The 18026-nt window shown below is 46.6% G+C and carries 15 protein-coding genes and 1 riboswitch; of the genes, 11 read left to right on the top strand and 4 right to left on the bottom strand.

The features are described 5' to 3' along the window. Positions 1 to 20: 20 nt before the first annotated feature. Positions 21 to 830: an exodeoxyribonuclease III gene (gene xthA, locus BFR57_RS03205; RefSeq protein ID WP_071462601.1), complete on the bottom strand. Its 810-nt coding sequence runs from the start codon at positions 828 to 830 to the stop codon at positions 21 to 23. A 147-nt stretch (positions 831 to 977) separates the two neighbouring features. Between xthA and BFR57_RS03210 the strand changes: the two genes are divergently transcribed. Then, a complete protein-coding gene (locus BFR57_RS03210; protein ID WP_083405010.1) occupies positions 978 to 1301 on the top strand; it encodes a DUF3392 domain-containing protein in 324 nt (107 codons plus the stop codon). A gap of 18 nt (positions 1302 to 1319) precedes the next feature. After that, positions 1320 to 2387 carry an alpha/beta hydrolase gene (locus tag BFR57_RS03215; RefSeq protein ID WP_071462603.1) on the top strand — a complete coding sequence of 356 codons (1068 nt, stop codon included), beginning with the start codon at positions 1320 to 1322 and terminating at the stop codon, positions 2385 to 2387. A 1-nt stretch (position 2388) separates the two neighbouring features. On the opposite strand, the gene BFR57_RS03220 is transcribed toward BFR57_RS03215, so the two are convergent. Next, positions 2389 to 2850: a tetratricopeptide repeat protein gene (locus tag BFR57_RS03220; protein WP_071462604.1), complete on the bottom strand. Its 462-nt coding sequence runs from the start codon at positions 2848 to 2850 to the stop codon at positions 2389 to 2391. Between the two features lie 66 nt (positions 2851 to 2916). On the opposite strand from BFR57_RS03220, the gene BFR57_RS03225 reads away from it, so the two are divergent. From BFR57_RS03225 to BFR57_RS12690, 5 genes are read left to right on the top strand one after another with little or no spacing between them, the layout of a single operon-like run. After that, the gene (locus tag BFR57_RS03225) at positions 2917 to 4884 is read left to right on the top strand and encodes a PAS domain-containing sensor histidine kinase (protein WP_071462605.1); all 1968 of its coding nucleotides are present in this window, start codon (positions 2917 to 2919) and stop codon (positions 4882 to 4884) included. Next, positions 4884 to 5714 (top strand): MoxR family ATPase, encoded by an 831-nt coding sequence (locus BFR57_RS03230; RefSeq protein WP_071462606.1) that lies wholly within the window; start codon positions 4884 to 4886, stop codon positions 5712 to 5714. The genes BFR57_RS03225 and BFR57_RS03230 overlap by 1 nt, the downstream gene beginning before the upstream one ends. After that, positions 5704 to 6873 (top strand): VWA domain-containing protein, encoded by a 1170-nt coding sequence (locus BFR57_RS03235; protein ID WP_071462607.1) that lies wholly within the window; start codon positions 5704 to 5706, stop codon positions 6871 to 6873. Before BFR57_RS03230 ends, BFR57_RS03235 begins: the two co-directional genes overlap by 11 nt. After that, positions 6870 to 8240 carry a phospholipase D family protein gene (locus tag BFR57_RS03240; RefSeq protein WP_071462608.1) on the top strand — a complete coding sequence of 457 codons (1371 nt, stop codon included), beginning with the start codon at positions 6870 to 6872 and terminating at the stop codon, positions 8238 to 8240. The genes BFR57_RS03235 and BFR57_RS03240 overlap by 4 nt, the downstream gene beginning before the upstream one ends. A gap of 1 nt (position 8241) precedes the next feature. Continuing rightward, positions 8242 to 8418, top strand: a complete 177-nt coding sequence (locus BFR57_RS12690) for a DUF2256 domain-containing protein (RefSeq protein ID WP_083405011.1) — start codon at positions 8242 to 8244, stop codon at positions 8416 to 8418. Here BFR57_RS12690 and BFR57_RS03245 read toward each other — a convergent pair. Further along, positions 8406 to 10214, bottom strand: a complete 1809-nt coding sequence (locus tag BFR57_RS03245) for a DUF885 family protein (RefSeq protein ID WP_071462609.1) — start codon at positions 10212 to 10214, stop codon at positions 8406 to 8408. The two genes, BFR57_RS12690 and BFR57_RS03245, sit on opposite strands and share 13 nt — an antisense overlap. Positions 10215 to 10216: 2 nt before the next feature. After that, positions 10217 to 13129 carry a ligand-binding sensor domain-containing diguanylate cyclase gene (locus BFR57_RS03250; RefSeq protein ID WP_071462785.1) on the bottom strand — a complete coding sequence of 971 codons (2913 nt, stop codon included), beginning with the start codon at positions 13127 to 13129 and terminating at the stop codon, positions 10217 to 10219. A 144-nt stretch (positions 13130 to 13273) separates the two neighbouring features. Here BFR57_RS03250 and BFR57_RS03255 point away from each other — a divergent pair, with 144 nt between their 5' ends. The 4 genes from BFR57_RS03255 to BFR57_RS03270 all read left to right on the top strand — a co-directional run bounded on the left by BFR57_RS03255 (position 13274) and on the right by BFR57_RS03270 (position 18009). After that, entirely contained in the window at positions 13274 to 14326 is a 1053-nt protein-coding gene (locus BFR57_RS03255; RefSeq protein WP_071462610.1) for an NAD(P)-dependent alcohol dehydrogenase, read from the top strand. An 83-nt stretch (positions 14327 to 14409) separates the two neighbouring features. After that, complete coding sequence (locus BFR57_RS03260; RefSeq protein ID WP_071462611.1) at positions 14410 to 15501, top strand: GGDEF domain-containing protein; 1092 nt, start codon at positions 14410 to 14412, stop codon at positions 15499 to 15501. After that, a riboswitch (Lysine riboswitch) is annotated at positions 15495 to 15664 on the top strand. Its footprint overlaps the gene before it by 7 nt. A 66-nt stretch (positions 15665 to 15730) precedes the next feature. Continuing rightward, on the top strand, positions 15731 to 17113 hold the full coding sequence (gene lysC, locus BFR57_RS03265) for a lysine-sensitive aspartokinase 3 (protein WP_071462612.1): 1383 nt from the start codon (positions 15731 to 15733) through the stop codon (positions 17111 to 17113). 95 nt (positions 17114 to 17208) lie between these two features. Further along, a complete protein-coding gene (locus tag BFR57_RS03270; RefSeq protein ID WP_071462613.1) occupies positions 17209 to 18009 on the top strand; it encodes an undecaprenyl-diphosphate phosphatase in 801 nt (266 codons plus the stop codon). Positions 18010 to 18026: the final 17 nt, after the last annotated feature.

Below are 18026 nucleotides of genomic sequence, written 5' to 3' on the forward strand. Positions count from 1 at the left end.
CGATCCTTTATATTGACTAACTAAACTGAAAAACGACTCCAGATCGGTGCGTGATCAGAGGGCTTTTCAATACCGCGCAGTGCGTAGTCGATACCGCTTTCTTGGCATTGTTCGGCTAACTGTTTAGTCGCGAGAATAAGGTCAATACGAAGGCCACGGTTGTCATCAAACCCGCGTGAACGATAGTCAAACCAGCTGAATTCATTGTCCTGCTCTGGATTCAATTGACGATACGTATCCACGAGCCCCCAGTCTAAGACTTCGTTTAGCCAATCACGCTCCTCAGGTAAGAAGCTGCATTTGCCAGTGCGCAGCCAGCGTTTAGCATTTGCGTCACCGATGCCAATATCGCAGTCTTGATGTGAGATATTCATATCGCCCATCACAATAACAGGTTGATCTGGGGATAAGTCATTATTCAGATAATCGATCAAATCACGATAAAACTGCGCTTTCATTGGGAATTTGGTGGGATGGTCGCGGCTCTCGCCTTGGGGAAAATAGCCATTTAACACACGCACTGAGGAGCCATCCGCCAATGGATAGTCACCCATTATCATACGACGCTGGGCGTCTTCAGGTTCGTTTGGAAAACCCTTCTGCACATTCGCCAACGGTTTTTTGCTCAGTAGTGCGACACCATAATGGCCTTTCTGACCAAAGAAGTTCACGTGATAGCCCATGTCTTCAACCGCTTGCTGCGGAAACTGGTCATCGTGAACCTTTGTTTCTTGTAATCCGATTACGTCTGGTTGATGTTTATCTATCATCGCCTGCAACTGGTGCAGACGTGCTCTGATTCCATTGATGTTAAATGATATGAATTTCATGGATTACCATAGTTAACTGTGATTGATGATAATTTGAGGATACCAAAGTTGACGCGGAGCTGCGAGAGGGAAAGGGGCTTCGGGGGATGTTTGGGAAAGTAAAAATCGGTATACTCCTGAGTTAAGAAAAGCTTGAGGAGAATTCGATTGCTACAATTGATGAATCAACTTGGCATGATGCTTCGGCAGCATACCTATGAAATTGCTATGATGATTATGGCAACATTGCTCGTGATTTATGGTGATGAAGTTAACCGACTGGTAAAAAAGATGGTTGGAAAATACCCTTTTATCGTTCGAGCGCTGGTATTTGTTGCTTTATGTGCATTCGGGTATGGCTATCTGCTGATTGGTTTTACGCCGTTGTTGGCAAGCTGGATTCATCTTATTCCGCTTCACCTGCTTGGACCGGCCGTACTTATTACGCTATTAGTACTGGGTGTGTTGGCAGAACGAAAAAAACAATTATAAGTAAAAGGATAGGGTGCCATGACACAATCTTTTGTCGCGCTCCGAGCCGGCCATTCAGCGTTATCGCATATTCAGAATAACGGGTTGAAAGCCGATGACGTAGGCTTACTGATGGGTGCTTCGGGAGGTCCCAAGTGGTTTGTACTTCAAGGTATCGATGAATGGCTATTTGGTGAGTTTTTTGCTAATAAAAAGGCTCCCCTCAACACCTTAGGAACTTCGGCTGGCGCATGGCGATTCGCATCGTTAGGACAAAATGATCCCGTTGCTGCAAGTCGGCTATTTGCCCAACTCTATAGCCACCAAACGTACAGTGCTCAACCTGATCAGCGCGAGATAACGTCGGAGGCAGAAAAGCTCTTGCACAAATATGTACCTGAATCTGCGGTATCAGATATTTTGTCGCAAACTCGGGTGCATCATCATTTTATTGCTGTGCGCTGTTTGCGCTCAACGGCGTTGGAAGGGCGTCGACAAGCGTTAGGTCTGCTGTCTTCAGCGCTGGCTAATAGTGTCAATCGACGCTGGTTAGGGCGCTATTATGAGCGTGTGGTTTTTCATCATCCTGCATCCGATTTGACGATATCAAAGCACTGGTCAGACTTACCGACACGCCATGTAGCGTTAACCGAACAAAACTTTCAGCCAGCGTTACTAGCGACGGGCTCCATTCCTCTGGTGCTTGAAGGTGTGCGCGATATTCCTGGCGCTCCCAAAGGTGTTTATCGCGATGGTGGAATCACTGATTATCACTTCGATATCGACTTATCACGGGTAGACGGACTGACACTCTATCCTCACTTTCATCATCAAGCGATTCCAGGTTGGTTCGATAAACGCCTGAAGTGGCGACGCAGTAAGGGGCGTGATTGGCCGAACACGCTATTTATTAGCCCGACCGATGCATTTTTACAGAAACTACCGTATCAAAAAATTCCAGACCGTAAAGACTTCGCGCAGCTTGATGCGACGCAGCGTATTGATTATTGGCAGAAAGCAATCGATGCCGGTCGCTGGATGGCTGATGAATTGCAAACACTGATAGCCAATGGACGTTTGGGTGAGCGCACCCAGTTGTGGGACTGAGTTAATCGATATCACACATTTGTTCAAATCGTTCAGCGGCCAATCGTGCCGCTGCAATGATTAACACGGTTGTTAAGCGCTGTTTAAGCGCATCGAGCATGTCACTTGCTTGACTGTCGCCCGCTTTGCTGGCAAGCAATATCCACGCGAATGCGTGAAAATCACTCTGTGGTAAATGCTCTCCTGTCTGATACATCTGACCTAAGAAGCGCATGGATTTACTGTGACCGAGCATCGCCGCTCGCCTAAAATGTTTGGCTGCTCTAAAGGGGGTGTCTTGATAGCATTCCGCGGCTTTGACGTAGTGATATTTAGCGCGCTTAGCAACCGATGGACGTTGATCAGGGCGTTTATCGTCGACAGACTCAACTGTTAAAGCAGGCTGTTGCTGCAAGGTGGCTATTAGGGAATCGACCCGAGCGAGCAAGTCAGTCTGCCATTGGTTAATGTCGTTGCGGCTCATAGGCTGTCAGTCACGCTTTTTTATGGTTAGAATGAAACGCATTGTCTCTATGTTATGCGTAAATCAATGAAAAACCAATTAAGTGTTCCAAACCCCAAACAAATTGGCAACCAAAACTTTGCTGAACTGCTCGCAGCGGGTAACAGTATGTGCTTGTTTGTTTGGCAAGACACTGATCTGTGGCCCGTTCGTTATGTTTCTGAAAACGTCGAATCAATTTTTGGCTATACCAAGCAGCAATTCCTTGATAGAGACGTTCACTTCAAATTTCTTGTACATGAAGATGATTTACCTCGAGTGAATGAAGAGGTTAAACGGTTAAAAAGTGGCGAAACTGGTTACCGTATAACCCACAATGACTATCGTATCCGACATAAAAATGGGCGCCATGTATGGGTCTCGGATACGTCAATTATAAAAATGGATACCGAGGATGGCGTGCCGCTGCTGTTTGGTTATTTGATTGATATTACCGAGCGGAAAGAGCTTGAGATAAAGTTAGAGACGGAGCGTAATCGTCTGCAACTATTACTGGACGCAACGCGCTTAGGTACGTGGGAATGGAATCCTCAATCGAACTTAACGGTGTTCAATGACCGTTGGGCACAAATTTTTGGTTGGTCAAGGGAGGAGCTAGAGCAGAGTCCTTATAGTTGGTCGAGCCGACTTCATCCAGACGATTACGATCGCGTCTGGCGTGCGGTAAAGGACCATCTTGATGGCATCACACCATTTTATGAGAGCCAGCACCGTATCCGGCATCGTGATGGGCATTATGTTTACGTGCTTGACCGCGGTCGCGTCATTGAACGTGATGAGCATGGCAATGCGACTCGCTATGCGGGCACAGTGACTGACGTAACGGAGCAGAAGCAAGCTGAAATTAATGCTAGGCGGGCGGCCAGCGCGAAGAACGTCTTTTTAGCTAATATGTCTCATGAGGTGAGAACGCCACTACACGGGATACTTGGTCTGGTCGGTGTGTTAGAAGGAACCGCACTCAATGAACGCCAGCGGCAACTGTTGCTCACGGTTAAAGAGAGTGGCGACCACTTACTGCAAATGCTGAATGACTTATTGGATCTCACACGGGCTGAAGAGGGACAACTCAAGCTCAATAAAGATGTCTTGTTGTTACCGCGGATAATGCAACATATTGAGGCGATGTATCGTCCTGCTATCGAAGAGAAAGGTGTTAACTTCGTTATTCGACAAAGCAAGCAATTGCCCGAGCGCATATTTAGTGACCGCGCACGCATTGTCCAGATACTGACTAATTTGCTCAACAACGCGGTCAAATTCACTGATAAGGGGACTATCACTCTACATGTTGATTGGCAGGCTGTGGAACAGGGTGATCAACCCGCTAGAGAACGGGGTGATTTGCTTATCAAAGTCAGTGATACCGGGTCTGGTATTCGAGATACACAGCGTATTTGGCAACTATTTGAGCAGGAACAGCAAGGCTTAAGTAAAAAGCAGAGTGGTAGCGGGCTTGGGTTAGCGATTGTGCGAAACTTGGTGCAATTATTGAGTGGGTCAATTTACGTTGAAAGTGAGCCCGAACAGGGTGCGTGCTTTAGTTTAAGGTTGCCTATGTATGCAGTGTATAGTGACCAAGTTAATCCTGAAGCACTTGATAAGCCGAAACTACCCGAGTTGGCGCCAAGACGAATATTAGTCGTGGATGACAACCCGATTAACCAGCTGATTGTCAGTGAAATGCTTACATCACTCGATCAGCAGGTGATAAAAGTATCGAGTGGGCAAGAGGCGGTTGAAGTGTTGAAACGCAATGTCGTCGAAGTGGTTTTTATGGACCTACATATGCCGACAATGGATGGTATGGAGACAACGCAGCGTATTCGCGACCTACCTATTAACCAACCTCATATTGTGGCATTAACTGCGAATGCGTATCCTGAAACGCGTACACAGGCATTGAGATCAGGAATGGATGACTACCTGACGAAACCTTTCGTCAAGGCGGACTTAGCCCGAATTTTAAACCGACTGGATAAGGTAAAAAGTTAATGAGTTTTAAAAGCACAGAGCGCTATATTGTATCCGAAGGTTTGTCGCAAGCGGTTAATGCCGCAGTGACACTAGAAAAGCCGTTGCTATTAAAAGGCGAGCCTGGCACTGGCAAAACACGACTGGCGATGGAGCTCGCTGAGACATTGGGAGCGCCGTTTTTACAGTGGAACATCAAGTCAACAACCAAGGCACAACAGGGGCTTTATGAATATGATGCGGTTTCGCGCTTACGTGACAGCCAACTCGGTAGTGAGAAAGTGCACGATATTTCGAACTACATTAAGCCAGGAAAACTTTGGCAGGCATTTACGGCGGATAAGCGACCTGTATTACTCATTGATGAAATAGATAAAGCCGATATTGAGTTTCCTAATGACTTGCTGCAAGAACTCGACCAAATGGCATTTCACGTTTACGAGACGGGAGAGCAAGTTGAGGCAAAGCAACGTCCAATTGTAATTATTACCTCGAATAATGAGAAGACACTCCCAGACGCCTTTTTGCGTCGTTGTTTTTTCCACTATATTCAGTTTCCCGACGAAACCACATTAAGTGAAATCGTGCACGTTCATTACCCCAACCTTCAGCCCCGTTTATTAGACGAAGCTTTAGCCGTATTCTTCGGCGTGCGCTCGATTTCGGGACTCAAGAAAAAGCCATCAACATCTGAACTACTGGACTGGATTCGCTTACTGTTAACTGAAGATATTTCGCCAGAGCAACTGGCTGAGTATCGCGAGCGGCCGTCCATGCTACCGCTCGCTGGCGCGTTGCTAAAACACGAACAAGATATCGAATTAATTGAGCGGGCATCACGTGCTTACTGAGTTTTATTTCACCCTCAGAAAACATGGGTTGAAGACGTCGATCACTGAATACTTAACACTGCTAGAAGCTCTAGAACGTGGTGTTATTTGGGGGAGTATCGATGACTTTTACCAGTTATCTAAGGTTATGTTGGTAAAAGACGAACGTTATTTTGATCGTTTCGATCGCGCATTTGCCGAGTATATTGATAAAGTGTCAGAGGTTGATGTCGCAGAACAAATCCCAGAGGACTGGCTCAACAACCCCTTAATGCGAGAATTATCTGAGCAAGACAAGCAGAAGTTGAAGCAGTTGGGTGGTCTGGATGAGTTGATGAAGGCGTTTAAAGAGCGCTTAAAAGAACAACAGTCTCGTCATCAAGGCGGCAACAAATGGATTGGAACAGGCGGTACATCGCCGTTTGGCGCTTATGGCTATCATCCTAACGGTATCCGTATTGGCCAGGATGGGAACCGTAATCGCAGTGCGGCCAAAGTTTGGGACAAACGTGAGTTTCGTGATTTAGATGAGGATGCAGCGCTTGAACAGCGGTCGTATCAATTAGCACTGCGTTCGCTAAGGCAGTTTGCTCGGACGGGGGCTCAGACCGAACTCGATCTCGACGAAACGATTCGCGCGACGAGCAAGAAGGGGGGCCTGCTCGATTTGCAATGGCAGGCTGAGCGCCATAATGCAGTAAACGTACTGTTGTTACTTGATATTGGTGGATCAATGGATGACCACATTTATCAGGTGGAACAGTTGTTTACCGCACTCAAGGGCGAGTTCCATAACTTAGAACGCTTTTACTTTCATAACTGTGTTTATGAGGGAGTCTGGCACAACAATGCTCGTCGACGTTCGAGTTTTGTGAGTACAGAGTCGCTGATAAAACGTTTTGGTGATGACTACCGTTTAATTATCGTAGGTGATGCAACCATGGGCCCTTATGAAATCGCGTTCTCAGGCGGTAGCGTAGAGCACTGGAATGAGGAACCCGGTAAGGTATGGCTGGAGCGTCTCTTGGCCCGGTTTGAGCGCGCGGTATGGTTGAACCCTCAAGCTCAACAGCACTGGAAGTACTATCCGTCTATTCACTTGATTAAGGAGATCATGTCGAATCGTATGGAGGCTTTGACGCTCGCTGGCATACAACAGGCGATTGAGCATCTCCGATGAAATATCAAAATCAGTTTGCCTTGCTTGATGATGCACGGGAAAGCTTGCTTCAGCGTGTTGCGCTTATTCGTATGGCACAACACAGCATTAAACTTCAGTATTACCTGTGGCGAGATGATGCCAGCGGTTTAACGTTATTAAATGAGTGCAAGCAAGCGCTCGAACGAGGCGTTGAGGTTTACTTGTTGTTAGATGACTTTACCAGCAAACCTACTGAACGCTTGTTGCGAGATCTGAGTCAGCACCCAAACTTTCAGGTAAAATTGTTTAATCCGTTGGTTCATCGCAAACTCCGCTGGTTAAACTACTTTACTGATTTTCGTCGAGTGAATCGGCGCATGCACAATAAGGCGTTTATTGTTGATGATCAGTATGCCATTGTCGGTGGACGCAACATCGGTGATGAGTACTTTGGCACTCATTCGGGGCAGTTGTTTTCCGACTTAGATGTGCTCATGAAAGGTCAGGGAGTCAGTGAAATAGCCGATGACTGGTTGAGCTATTGGCAATGTGACCTCGCTGTATCAATTGAAAATATTGCGGGTCGAAGTCGTACTGAAGCGTTCATTGAGCGCTGGCAGCAGTTCAGCAAACAAGCGCATGCGGAACAATTGAACGAATACGTATTTGGCGGCCTATCAGAAGAAGCTCTTGATTTGAGTCGGGTAAACTGGCATGAGGCAGAAGCTCAATGGATAAGTGATGACCCCTATAAAGCTTCATTGTCGCGTAAGCCATCGCGCTTGGTCGTTCAACAAATGGTCAAGGTGTTAAGCAAGGCAACTCAACAGGTACGCATGGTCTCACCTTACTTCGTGCCGACGCAGAATGGTGTACAGCAAATTGAGTCGATGTTGGAACGCGGTATTCAGTTTCAAGTTTTGACCAACTCGTTGGCTGCTACGGATGTACCTGCTGTGCATGCTGGATATCAACGTCGCCGTCGACGCTTACTGACAGCGGGGGCTAAGCTATATGAGTTGCGACGCACGGAAGAGTCACCACAAAACCGCGTGCTACCTTACTTTCGTAGGTCGGCGACGAGTTTGCATGCCAAGACGGTAACGGTAGATGAACGCTCGGTATTTGTTGGCTCATTTAATTTTGATCCTCGCTCCGCACAAATCAATACTGAGGCTGGACTCATTATTGAATCACCCAACTTAGCTCAACGTATTATTGAAATATTTGATCACGAACTACCACTACGCGCGTATCAGGTAAGGTTAAATCGTTTTTATAAGCTCTATTGGGTTGATCGAAGCCATGTACCTGTTAAACGCATCTATCGCGAACCTGATGCTGGGCTCAGACGACGTTTTGTAGTCTGGCTAACAGCTCGCTTACCGGTTGACCATTTACTGTAACATGACGCATAAGAAACCCCACTTACCAACAAAGTGCTGTGCTCATTGTCAGCGCCCCTTTACTTGGCGTAAAAAGTGGGAGCGCGATTGGGAGCATGTCAAATACTGCTCGAAACGCTGCGCTGGGAAGGCACGCCAAGCGGCGCGCCAGCAGTCGGATGTTGATCAAAGTTGCTGAGCTATCCAGAGACGTACCTTTTTTTCCAGCAAGAACAAGGGTAATGCACCGTCCTCAAGTACCACGCGGTGAAAACTTTTAATATCGAATTTAGCGCCAAGTTTTTGCTCAGCCATGCGACGTAACTCGGCAATCTTCAACTGGCCTATTTTATAGGCTAATGCCTGACCCGGGAGCGCCATGAAACGCTCAGCCTCAGATACAGCGCGTGCCTCGGCGACCGGTGCATTGTCATACATGTATTCGAGTACTTGTTGACGTGTCCAGCCTTTGTCATGAATACCTGTATCAGTGACCAAACGAATTGACCGCCATAGCTCAGCCGCCAAAGCGCCAAAGCGTTGGTACGGGTTTTGGTATAAGCCTAATTCATCGCCCAGCGACTCGGCATATAATCCCCAACCCTCAGTGTAAGCTGTTTCACGTCCGTACTTACGAAACAGTGGCAAATCCTTAAGTTCTTGCTGAATGCTGATTTGAAAGTGGTGACCTGGAGCCGCTTCGTGAAGAAATAGCGCAGTTTTAGCCCAGGTAGGACGCGAGGACAGGTCATAGGTATTTAAATAAAATACAGCGGGTCGAGAATTATCTTGAGGTGCTGACTGATAGCTACCCGAGCTCGCTGATTGCTCGCGGAAACGTTCGACCGGTCTGACTTCGTAGTCTGCTTTCGGAAAAATATTGAAGAGCTGAGGTACGCGCTCATCGACTTTAGCGCGCAATGAACGATAGTCTTCTAGCATCGCCTGACGACTCGGATAAATAAATTGATCATCGTTGGTCATAAAGTCAAAAAACTGTTTTAAATCGCCTTCGAAATCAACTTCCCGCATTATTTTGCGCATTTCGTCATGAATACGAGCAACCTCTTGTTTGCCAAGTTGGTGAACTTTATCGGCGCTGATATCGATCGAGGTGTTCACCTTTATTTGATGTTGATACCAGGCCTTCCCATTGGGAAGTTGCCCAATACCAAAACTTTTGGTGCGCGTGTGAGGGAGATAATCTTCTTCTAAGTAATCAGCAAGACGCTGGTATGCAGGAAGGACCTCGTCACTCAGAATTCGGTTGTATTGTGCTCTTATGGTCTGCTTTTGTTGCTCTGACAGTGTTTGTGGTAAGTCGTCAACGGGACGCCAAAAAATGCTTTCTTTTATATTTCTGACCTGTTGCGCTCTAATTTGCGCAATGGCCTTTTCAATAAGCACTTTGGGTTGCACAACGCCTTGTTTTACTCCGTTCCGCATATTTTCAATCGCTTGATCGAAAATTACAGGAATTTGATGCATACGCGCTGCCCAGTTGGCGTAATCTGCGGCATTATTAAAAGGCTGAGCCGAGGTACCCGAACCCAACATCGCGTATTGGTTAGCGATGTTATAAAACTGATTAATGGGTATTAGATGAGCAGGGAACTTGCTACCTTCAATCGCGTCTATTCGATCTTGACGGAATATTTGGTAACTGATTTTTTGCTTCTCTGTCAGTGAGTCGATGTCAATCGAGTCAATCTTATCAAGGTACTTTTGCTCTAATTCGAGCTGCTGCTGTCGATGTGCTGGTGAGAGAAAATTCGGTAGCTTATCGTTATAACCCGTGCGTCCGATGTAGGTGGCTGTCAAAGGGTTCAAGCTCAGACTTTCATCAAAATAATGGGTGTAGAGCTCATCGAGCTTTTGCGACACGGAGACACTTTTAATTGATGAGGATGCCTTTGTACTTTGCGTTTGTTGTGGGGCGTCACCGCAACTAGCAAGGAAACCCGCTAATGCTAATACAATCAAAGAATGTTTCATAACTAGGCTAACTCCGTTCTATTTCTGCCGCGTTGCTTCGCTTCATATAGTGCCTTATCGGCCGCCACGAGTAATGCACTGTGATTTGGGTAGTGTTCACTCGACGCAACGCCAATACTGACCGTTACAGATAGATCGTTGGCAAGGTGATTAAACGAAGTGTCTTCCACCGTTTGTCGAATGCGTTCTGCCGCCTTGAGTGCCTCTTTAGCGTTAGTCTCAGGCATTAAAAGGGCAAACTCTTCACCGCCCCAACGCGCGATGTAGTCGACATCTCTAAGCATATTACTGAGCAGTGAAGAGAGTTCGATAAGCACTTGGTCTCCGATCACGTGTAAGTAACGGTCATTGATTAGTTTAAAATGGTCGACATCGATAATCGCAAGAGACAAGGGTTGGGCTGAACGTTCACAGCGCTTGACCTCATATTGCAATTGCTCATCGAACGCGCGTCGGTTACCCAGCTGAGTCAATGAGTCTTGGCGCGCCAAGCCTTTGAGCTCCTTGGTTTTTTCAGCGACCATCAACTCGAGTTGTGTGCGCTGGTTACTTAAGAACCGGATGCGCGCTCTGACTAATACGGTGGTGATGGCAATGCCAGCCAAAGCAATGGTGAGCCAGAACCACGACTGTTGCCAAGGGTGCTCTGAACGGGTGAATGCAAAGCTAACTGGTTCGCTCCATGCGCCGCCAGGATACGCCGCTCGAACCTGAAATACATAATCGTTGGCAGGGAGCGATGTATATTCTGACGTTGTCATCGACCCGCGAGGTAGCCATTGATCATCAAAACCGACCAAACGTACTTGGTACTCAATGTGATCCGCCATCAAGTAACCTAATCCTGCATAATTGACCACTAAGCGTTGCGTATCTGCTGGAATTCGACTCCCATAACTCACTCGTTTTCCATCGGCGGTGACTGAAGCAATCACCGCGGGTGGAGCAATTTGGACCATTGCTTTCAAATCAGAAGGTGCAACCGAGGATACTCCCCGCGCGGTACTCATCCACACGCGACCATTATCACTGCGTATCATCGAGGGCCCGCCGCTATTAACTTGTGAGCTGCCCATGCCATCGACTTCGGTAAAGCGTTGATAGGTCAGTTTATCGATAGTGCCCTCGAGAAAATCGTTAAATACGTCGTGAGCGATAAAAATCGCTCCACGATTCGAGCCTAACCAAATATTGGCGTCTCCATCGAACGACATCGCAAGGTAGTTATCAAATGGTAAACCCTGATCACGGTTAATTATTTGCCATTTATTATTGTTCTGGTTGTGGTATATCAACCCACGGTCGGTCGCCAAAAAGACATAGGGACCTTTATGGCTAATTTGGAAAGTGAGTTGAGCATTATGTAAATCAGAAAAATCGAGTTGCTTTACTGCCCATTCTCCACCCGTTGAGGTGGCTAAATCAACAACCGAAACGCCGCTAACAGAGGCGATCCATAACTCATCATTAATAACGCGTAGTGCGGTGATGTAATTATTTTGTATCCCATCTTTAGTCGTAATCGTGCGCGTCTGCCATCCTTGGTCAGTGTCTACGAGCTGCGTTACGCCCGTGGGGGAACCGAGAAAAATGCCATAGTCATCCGATGTTGTTAGAGCGCGCACTTCCTCAGACCGGAGCACAGTGTCTGAGGTTAAGTGTTGTGTCACACGCTCACCGTCCCACATGAATAATCCGTTCGTGTAGGTACCGATGAGTAGTTGACCTTGGTATTGTTCAAAGGATAACACCGATTGGTTGGCTAATGGGTGAGGCGCCTCGAAAGTGGTTAAACGAGACTCGGTTAGTCGGCTGATACCGCTACTGGTTCCCACGTAGAGTTTATTCTTGAATTCATAAACGGTGCGTACAAAGTCTCCAGCGAGCCCATTATGAGACTGCATGGTGGTAAACAACGAGCGACGAAATTGCATCAACCCACCATGGGTCGAGACCCATACGCTGCCCTCTTGATCCTCTAAAATATCAAGCACGTGATTATTAGGGAGACCGGTCTCGGTGGTGACTTGTTGTAACTCACCTTTGAAAAAGCGTAATATGCCGTTACGGTAGGTGCCTAGCCAAAGGGCACCATCCTGTGTTCTGTTAATTGCGCTGATAGTATAGTTAATGTCCGGCAATAGTTTTTTGAACTTGAAGCGCTCGTCCTGTTGTTGAAACAGACCACTCCCTGTACCAACAAGCAATCGCCCATCGTGATCGAGAAATAGCTTGCGAATGCGGTTATCGGGCAACCCACCCACTCGCTGAAACTGCGTGGCGCCAGATTTTTTAACCATGAGCCCGCCTGCAGTTGCGGCCCACAAATTGCCCGCCGTATCGACTCGCGCCTGATAAACATTGTTAGAGGGCAAGCCATTGTCGGTGGTAAATTGGGACACGCGTTCGTTATTTTCGTAGTTAATAAGCCCTTGCTCACTGCTCGATACCCAAATCGTACAATTGCTATCGATTTCAACCTCATTAACGAACGGTGGAGCGGGCTCAAGTGGTAACCATCGATTATCGTGGAAGCGGCTTATACCACCACGGGCACCTGCAACATAGATACTATCGTCACACGGATTGAGTGCGATTGAGAAAATACCAATATCGGGTAATCCAGTGACACGAATATCATCGTAAATATCAAAGTCTTTGCCATCAAAACGTACGGGGCCTTGCCATGTGCCAAACCAAAGAAACCCTTGTTTATCTTGGGCGATGGCATTAATTGAGTTGTGCGGCAAGCCGTCGCGCGTAGTCCAGCTTTGACGGGTCATGTAGTGTATGGATTGATCAACGGGCAGCTCAAAGTCGATAGTATTGATGGCCGAGACAGTAGGAGCGCTTTGCGCGTGGCTGTCTATACTGAAGAGCGAAACAGCGATAACGAGTGAAAACAGTTTAAGCATGTTGGGTATCACGGGTTTGATCATTAGTTCACGACTTAAAGGATTGCTTGCAATCAGATGGTACGTGAATTGTAAATTGATTACCAATACTTACAACATTCGTAATAATTGAATCTGAAAATATATCAACCTTGGAGATTAAGCATGACTAAATCTTATGCGGCACAATCTGAAACCTCGGGTATGGCTCCCCATACTATTGAGCGCCGTGAACCTCGTGCTGACGATGTAGCCATCGATATTTTGTATTGTGGTGTCTGCCATACCGACATTCACTATGTGCAAAACGATTGGGGCGGCACGATTTATCCGGTGGTACCGGGGCATGAGATTATTGGGCGCGTCACACAGGTGGGTGCTGATGTGAAAGACTATAAAAAGGGCGATATCGTAGGCGTTGGCTGCATGGTTGATTCTTGCCGAAGCTGTGAAGCGTGCGATCAGGGTCTCGAGCAATATTGTTTAAATGGCATGGTGCCGACGTACAACGGTGAGGACAAACATGACGGATCAGTGACCTACGGTGGCTATTCTGAAAGCGTCGTTGTCAGTGATCGGTTTGTTGTGCGCGTTCCCGACGCACTCGATCCTGCGAAAAGCGCGCCTTTGTTATGTGCCGGGATCACGACTTATTCGCCATTACGCCATTATGGCGTTAAAAAAGGCGATAAGGTCGGTGTGATTGGTATGGGTGGGCTTGGTCACATGGGTGTCAAGTTCGCTAAAGCGATGGGCGCTGAAGTGACATTGTTTACGCGCTCAGAAAGCAAGGTGAAAGAGGCTAAAAAGCAAGGCGCGGATCATGTGGTAATTTCTACGGATCCAGAACAAATGGAAGCCGTTGCCGAGACATTTGATTTCATGCTCGACACCGTGCCCGTTCAGCATGATTTGAATCCTTATTTAAACTGCCTAAAATTTGACGGTACCCATATTTTGGTTGGGTTACTCGAACCCGTTGATCCTGCATTACAGGCGGGGCAATTAGTGCTGAAGCGTCGTGTATTAGCTGGCTCTTTGATTGGTGGTATGCCTGAAACGCAGGAAATGTTGGACTTCTGTGGTGAGCACGGCATCCACTGCGATGTGGAAATGCTTGATATTAAAAATATCAATGAGGCCTTTGAACGAATGAAGAAGGGCGATGTTAAGTATCGATTTGTAATTGATATGGATACTTTGAAGCAATCTGCTTGATTCAACTAATCTTCAATCAAAAAGATTGACGGACGTTGATTTTTCCGTCAATCTTTTTTTATTTGGACGGTTAATCAATCCTCGTGAAACAGTTACTTCGTCCTACCTATATTACAGGTAAGCTTGATCCGAATTTCCGTCGCAACCAATTGTTGGAAGTGTGTCTGGTTATCGGGGTTATTGCGTTGTTATCATTGGCGGCATTAAACGCCTTTTTGTTTAATGATCTAGACCTTGCGCTCATGGATGCCATAGGTGCAGGTATTGCTGGCGGCTTACTTTACTTACTTAAAAAACGCCATTTGATAGAATTAGTCAGTTGGTTGTTTGTGGTAATGATAGGTATGTTAATTTCAACATTCCTGTTGTTAGCGTCAGGCAATAATAACGGCTATCTTTGGACTGCTTTGTTCCCACCTTTTGCTTTCTTTCTTCTTGGTAAAAATAAAGGTCTTTGGATCACTTTATTGTTTTTCTCTGTATTTATGTTTCAGTTGTACACGACAATATTTGTTAATAAAGCCCCTCACTTATCCCTAGGCGCCTTCTTAAACACACTCGAGGTGTTTGTTATAAGTCTTCTGTTGTATCGCTTTTACGAGAAGACACGGACAGAAGCCAATCAATTGTTACATGAACAGAGTCTACGATTGGAGAAAATGGCAAAAACCGATAAGTTGACACAATTATTTAATCGACAGTATCTCGACTCGACATTGTTTAGTTTGTACAAAGAACGTCGGTCACTACCGATTTCAGTGCTGTTGCTTGACGTTGATTTATTCAAAGCGATTAATGATGAGTACGGTCATCTATTTGGTGACGAAGTATTGATAAAGCTGGCTAAGCGCTTGGGCGAATCGGTGAGAGATTACGATGTGGTTGGTCGCTGGGGCGGAGAAGAATTTTTAATCATCGCGCCCAACACATCGCAGCTCGATGCACTGGGCTTGGCTGAGCGTATTCGCAGGCAACTTAATATGCAGGTTAATGAGTCTGTGACGACCAGTGTCAGTATAGGCGTGTCAAGCACTGACCGAGTTAAGAGCCCTGAAGAATTAATATCACAAGCAGACAGAGCCTTGTATCAAGCTAAATCGAATGGACGAAATCAAGTCCGAAGTTTTGTTTCGGCGGTTGAATCTGAACACCGAAAAGTCAATAATACGGCTTAGGAAGAGGTGCGGTTGCTAGGTAGCATTGCTGATTGAGTTCCAACACTCAGGTAATGTGAGGGAGTCAACCGCCGAGGTAATGCATTGGTTGGATAATGTGTTACCGACTGTTGGGTTTGAAAACCTGCAGTTGTCACCTATCGGGTGGAGAGCTTCTGGCTGCATTCTTGAGTCATCTCAGCGTGGACCAAGCTCTCTGAACATTGTTGTAATTTGTTCAGAGGATCAAATGAATCAACTTCATAATAATCTCAGTATAGCCAAATTTGGCGGCACCAGCGTTGCAACCTATGACGCTATTTCCGCAGCTGTAGCCAATGTGCAGCAACAAACTCAACGTTTAATCGTAGTGGTCAGTGCCTGTGGTGGCGTGACCGACGCGCTGGTTAAAATCGCACACATGGCGAGCGATAGTGCAGATATTTTGGCACAGGTAGAGCAACGCCATCAGGCTATTATTTCCCAAATCTCACGGTTGAGACAAGCCCGTTTACGGTATTGGCAAGCTGAGCTTGAGCACATCCATGCAGATCTGCGTCAGCACTTAGAGGATATGCCGGAGCAAACGTCGACGCGCTTTTCCCAATGGCGTGATCGATTGTTGAGTTTTGGTGAGCGCTGCTCAAGTTTGTTATTTTGTGCGGTGTGGGAAGAACAAACTCAAACGATGGCTGAGGTGATGACCGCTGAAACGTGGTTGGTCACTGATGAACGCTTTGGCCATGCTCGTCCGAATATGGACGCAACTCGCACCAGAACAGCCCAACAATTGCTTACCTTAAATCCGGATATTCAATATGTCACTCAAGGCTTTATTGGCGCCACCGAAGCTGGCGTGACGACGACATTAGGAAGAGGGGGAAGTGACTACAGCGCAGCGCTTCTTGCAGTGGCGACAGGGGCCAGTGAAGTGCAAATTTGGACCGATATTGCGGGTGTTTATTCAACCGATCCTCGCCTATGTAAGGAAGCGTTCCCTATTCCTGAAATGAGCTTTGATGAAGCAGCAGAGATGGCAACTTTTGGCGCAAAAGTGCTACACCCAGCAAGTTTGATTCCCGCGATCGAACACAATATTCCGGTGTTTGTTGGTCATAGCCAGTTTCCAGAGCGTGGCGGCACTCGGCTGGTGAAAGATACCGTTTTTCGTCCTGATGTACGTGCTATTGCTGTGCGTAAGAAGCAAACGCTGATGACGGTTCATAGTATTGATATGTTTCATGCATCGGGTTTTTTGGCGAAGCTTTTTGGCATTTTTGCTAAGTACGACATCAGTGTCGATTTGATTACCACATCTGAGGTGAGTATTGCCCTAACTTTGGATGAGGGTGGGAGTCAAGCCAACAACCAAGTTACTTTGCCGTCGGTTGCGATTGAAGAGATTGAAGCATTTGCTCGAGTAGAGTTAGAACAGAATCTATCTTTAGTGGCCTTAATCGGTAACCAAATTGGACGACAGTCTCAGCTCAGTCAATGGGTTTTTGATGCAGTATCACCTACACCGGTACGCATGATATGCCAAGGTGCAAGCGCTTATAACCTGTGTTTTTTAATTCCTTCATCCGATACCGATTCGGTCATTAATCGGTTACACGAACGAATAAAACGATAAAGCTTCGAAAAATTCAGCTTTGGCTGATTAAAATAACTAGGGTTATGGGTATAATGCCTGCGCAATTACAATAACAACGAGACGCGGGCATTTACATGGATTTTTTACACGCTATTTGGTTGGGTATTTTACAAGGAATTACAGAGTTTCTACCCATCTCTAGTTCAGCTCACCTCATATTGTTGCCAGTACTGACCGGCTGGCAAGATCAGGGGGTTGCTTTTGACTTGGCTGTTCATGTTGGGACCTTACTTGCTGTAATAGGCTATTTTCGTAAGGAAGTGAGTACGTTGCTGGTTGACGGCTTGCGCTCGATTCCCAAAGGCGAGCATGTCGGAGAAAGCAAACTTGCTTGGATGGTTGTTATAGCCACGATACCCGCGTGTGTAGCTGGCTACTTCCTTATTGATTACGTCGACTCCGTATTGCGCGCTGTTGCGGTGATTATCACCACTACAGTTGTCTTTGCCATTTTATTAGCTGTGGCAGATAAGTACTGCCGCGGCGAACGGACGTTAGAGCAGATAGGCTTGAAAGATGCGCTTATTGTTGGTCTGTTTCAGGCTATTGCACTCATTCCAGGCACTTCACGCTCGGGGTCAACGATTACTGCGGGACTGTTTCTTGGGATGACACGAGAGACCGCATCAAAGTTTTCATTTTTCATGGCCATCCCGATCACGGTAGCGGCTGCCACGCTTAAATTGTTGGATGTTGTCAGTGAAGACGTATTAATAGACTGGACGGCATTTGCTATCGGAACGTTGGCGTCGTTTATCACGGCGATTACCGCTATTCATCTATTTTTGAAATGGTTAAATCAAGTTGGCATGTGGCCTTATGTAATTTATCGCTTTTTGCTGGCAGGGTACTTAGTTTGGGTTTTCTATCTGTAACTGTGTTTCGATATTCA

The organism is Idiomarina sp. MD25a (assembly GCF_001870515.1).
Lineage (GTDB): Bacteria > Pseudomonadota > Gammaproteobacteria > Enterobacterales > Alteromonadaceae > Idiomarina.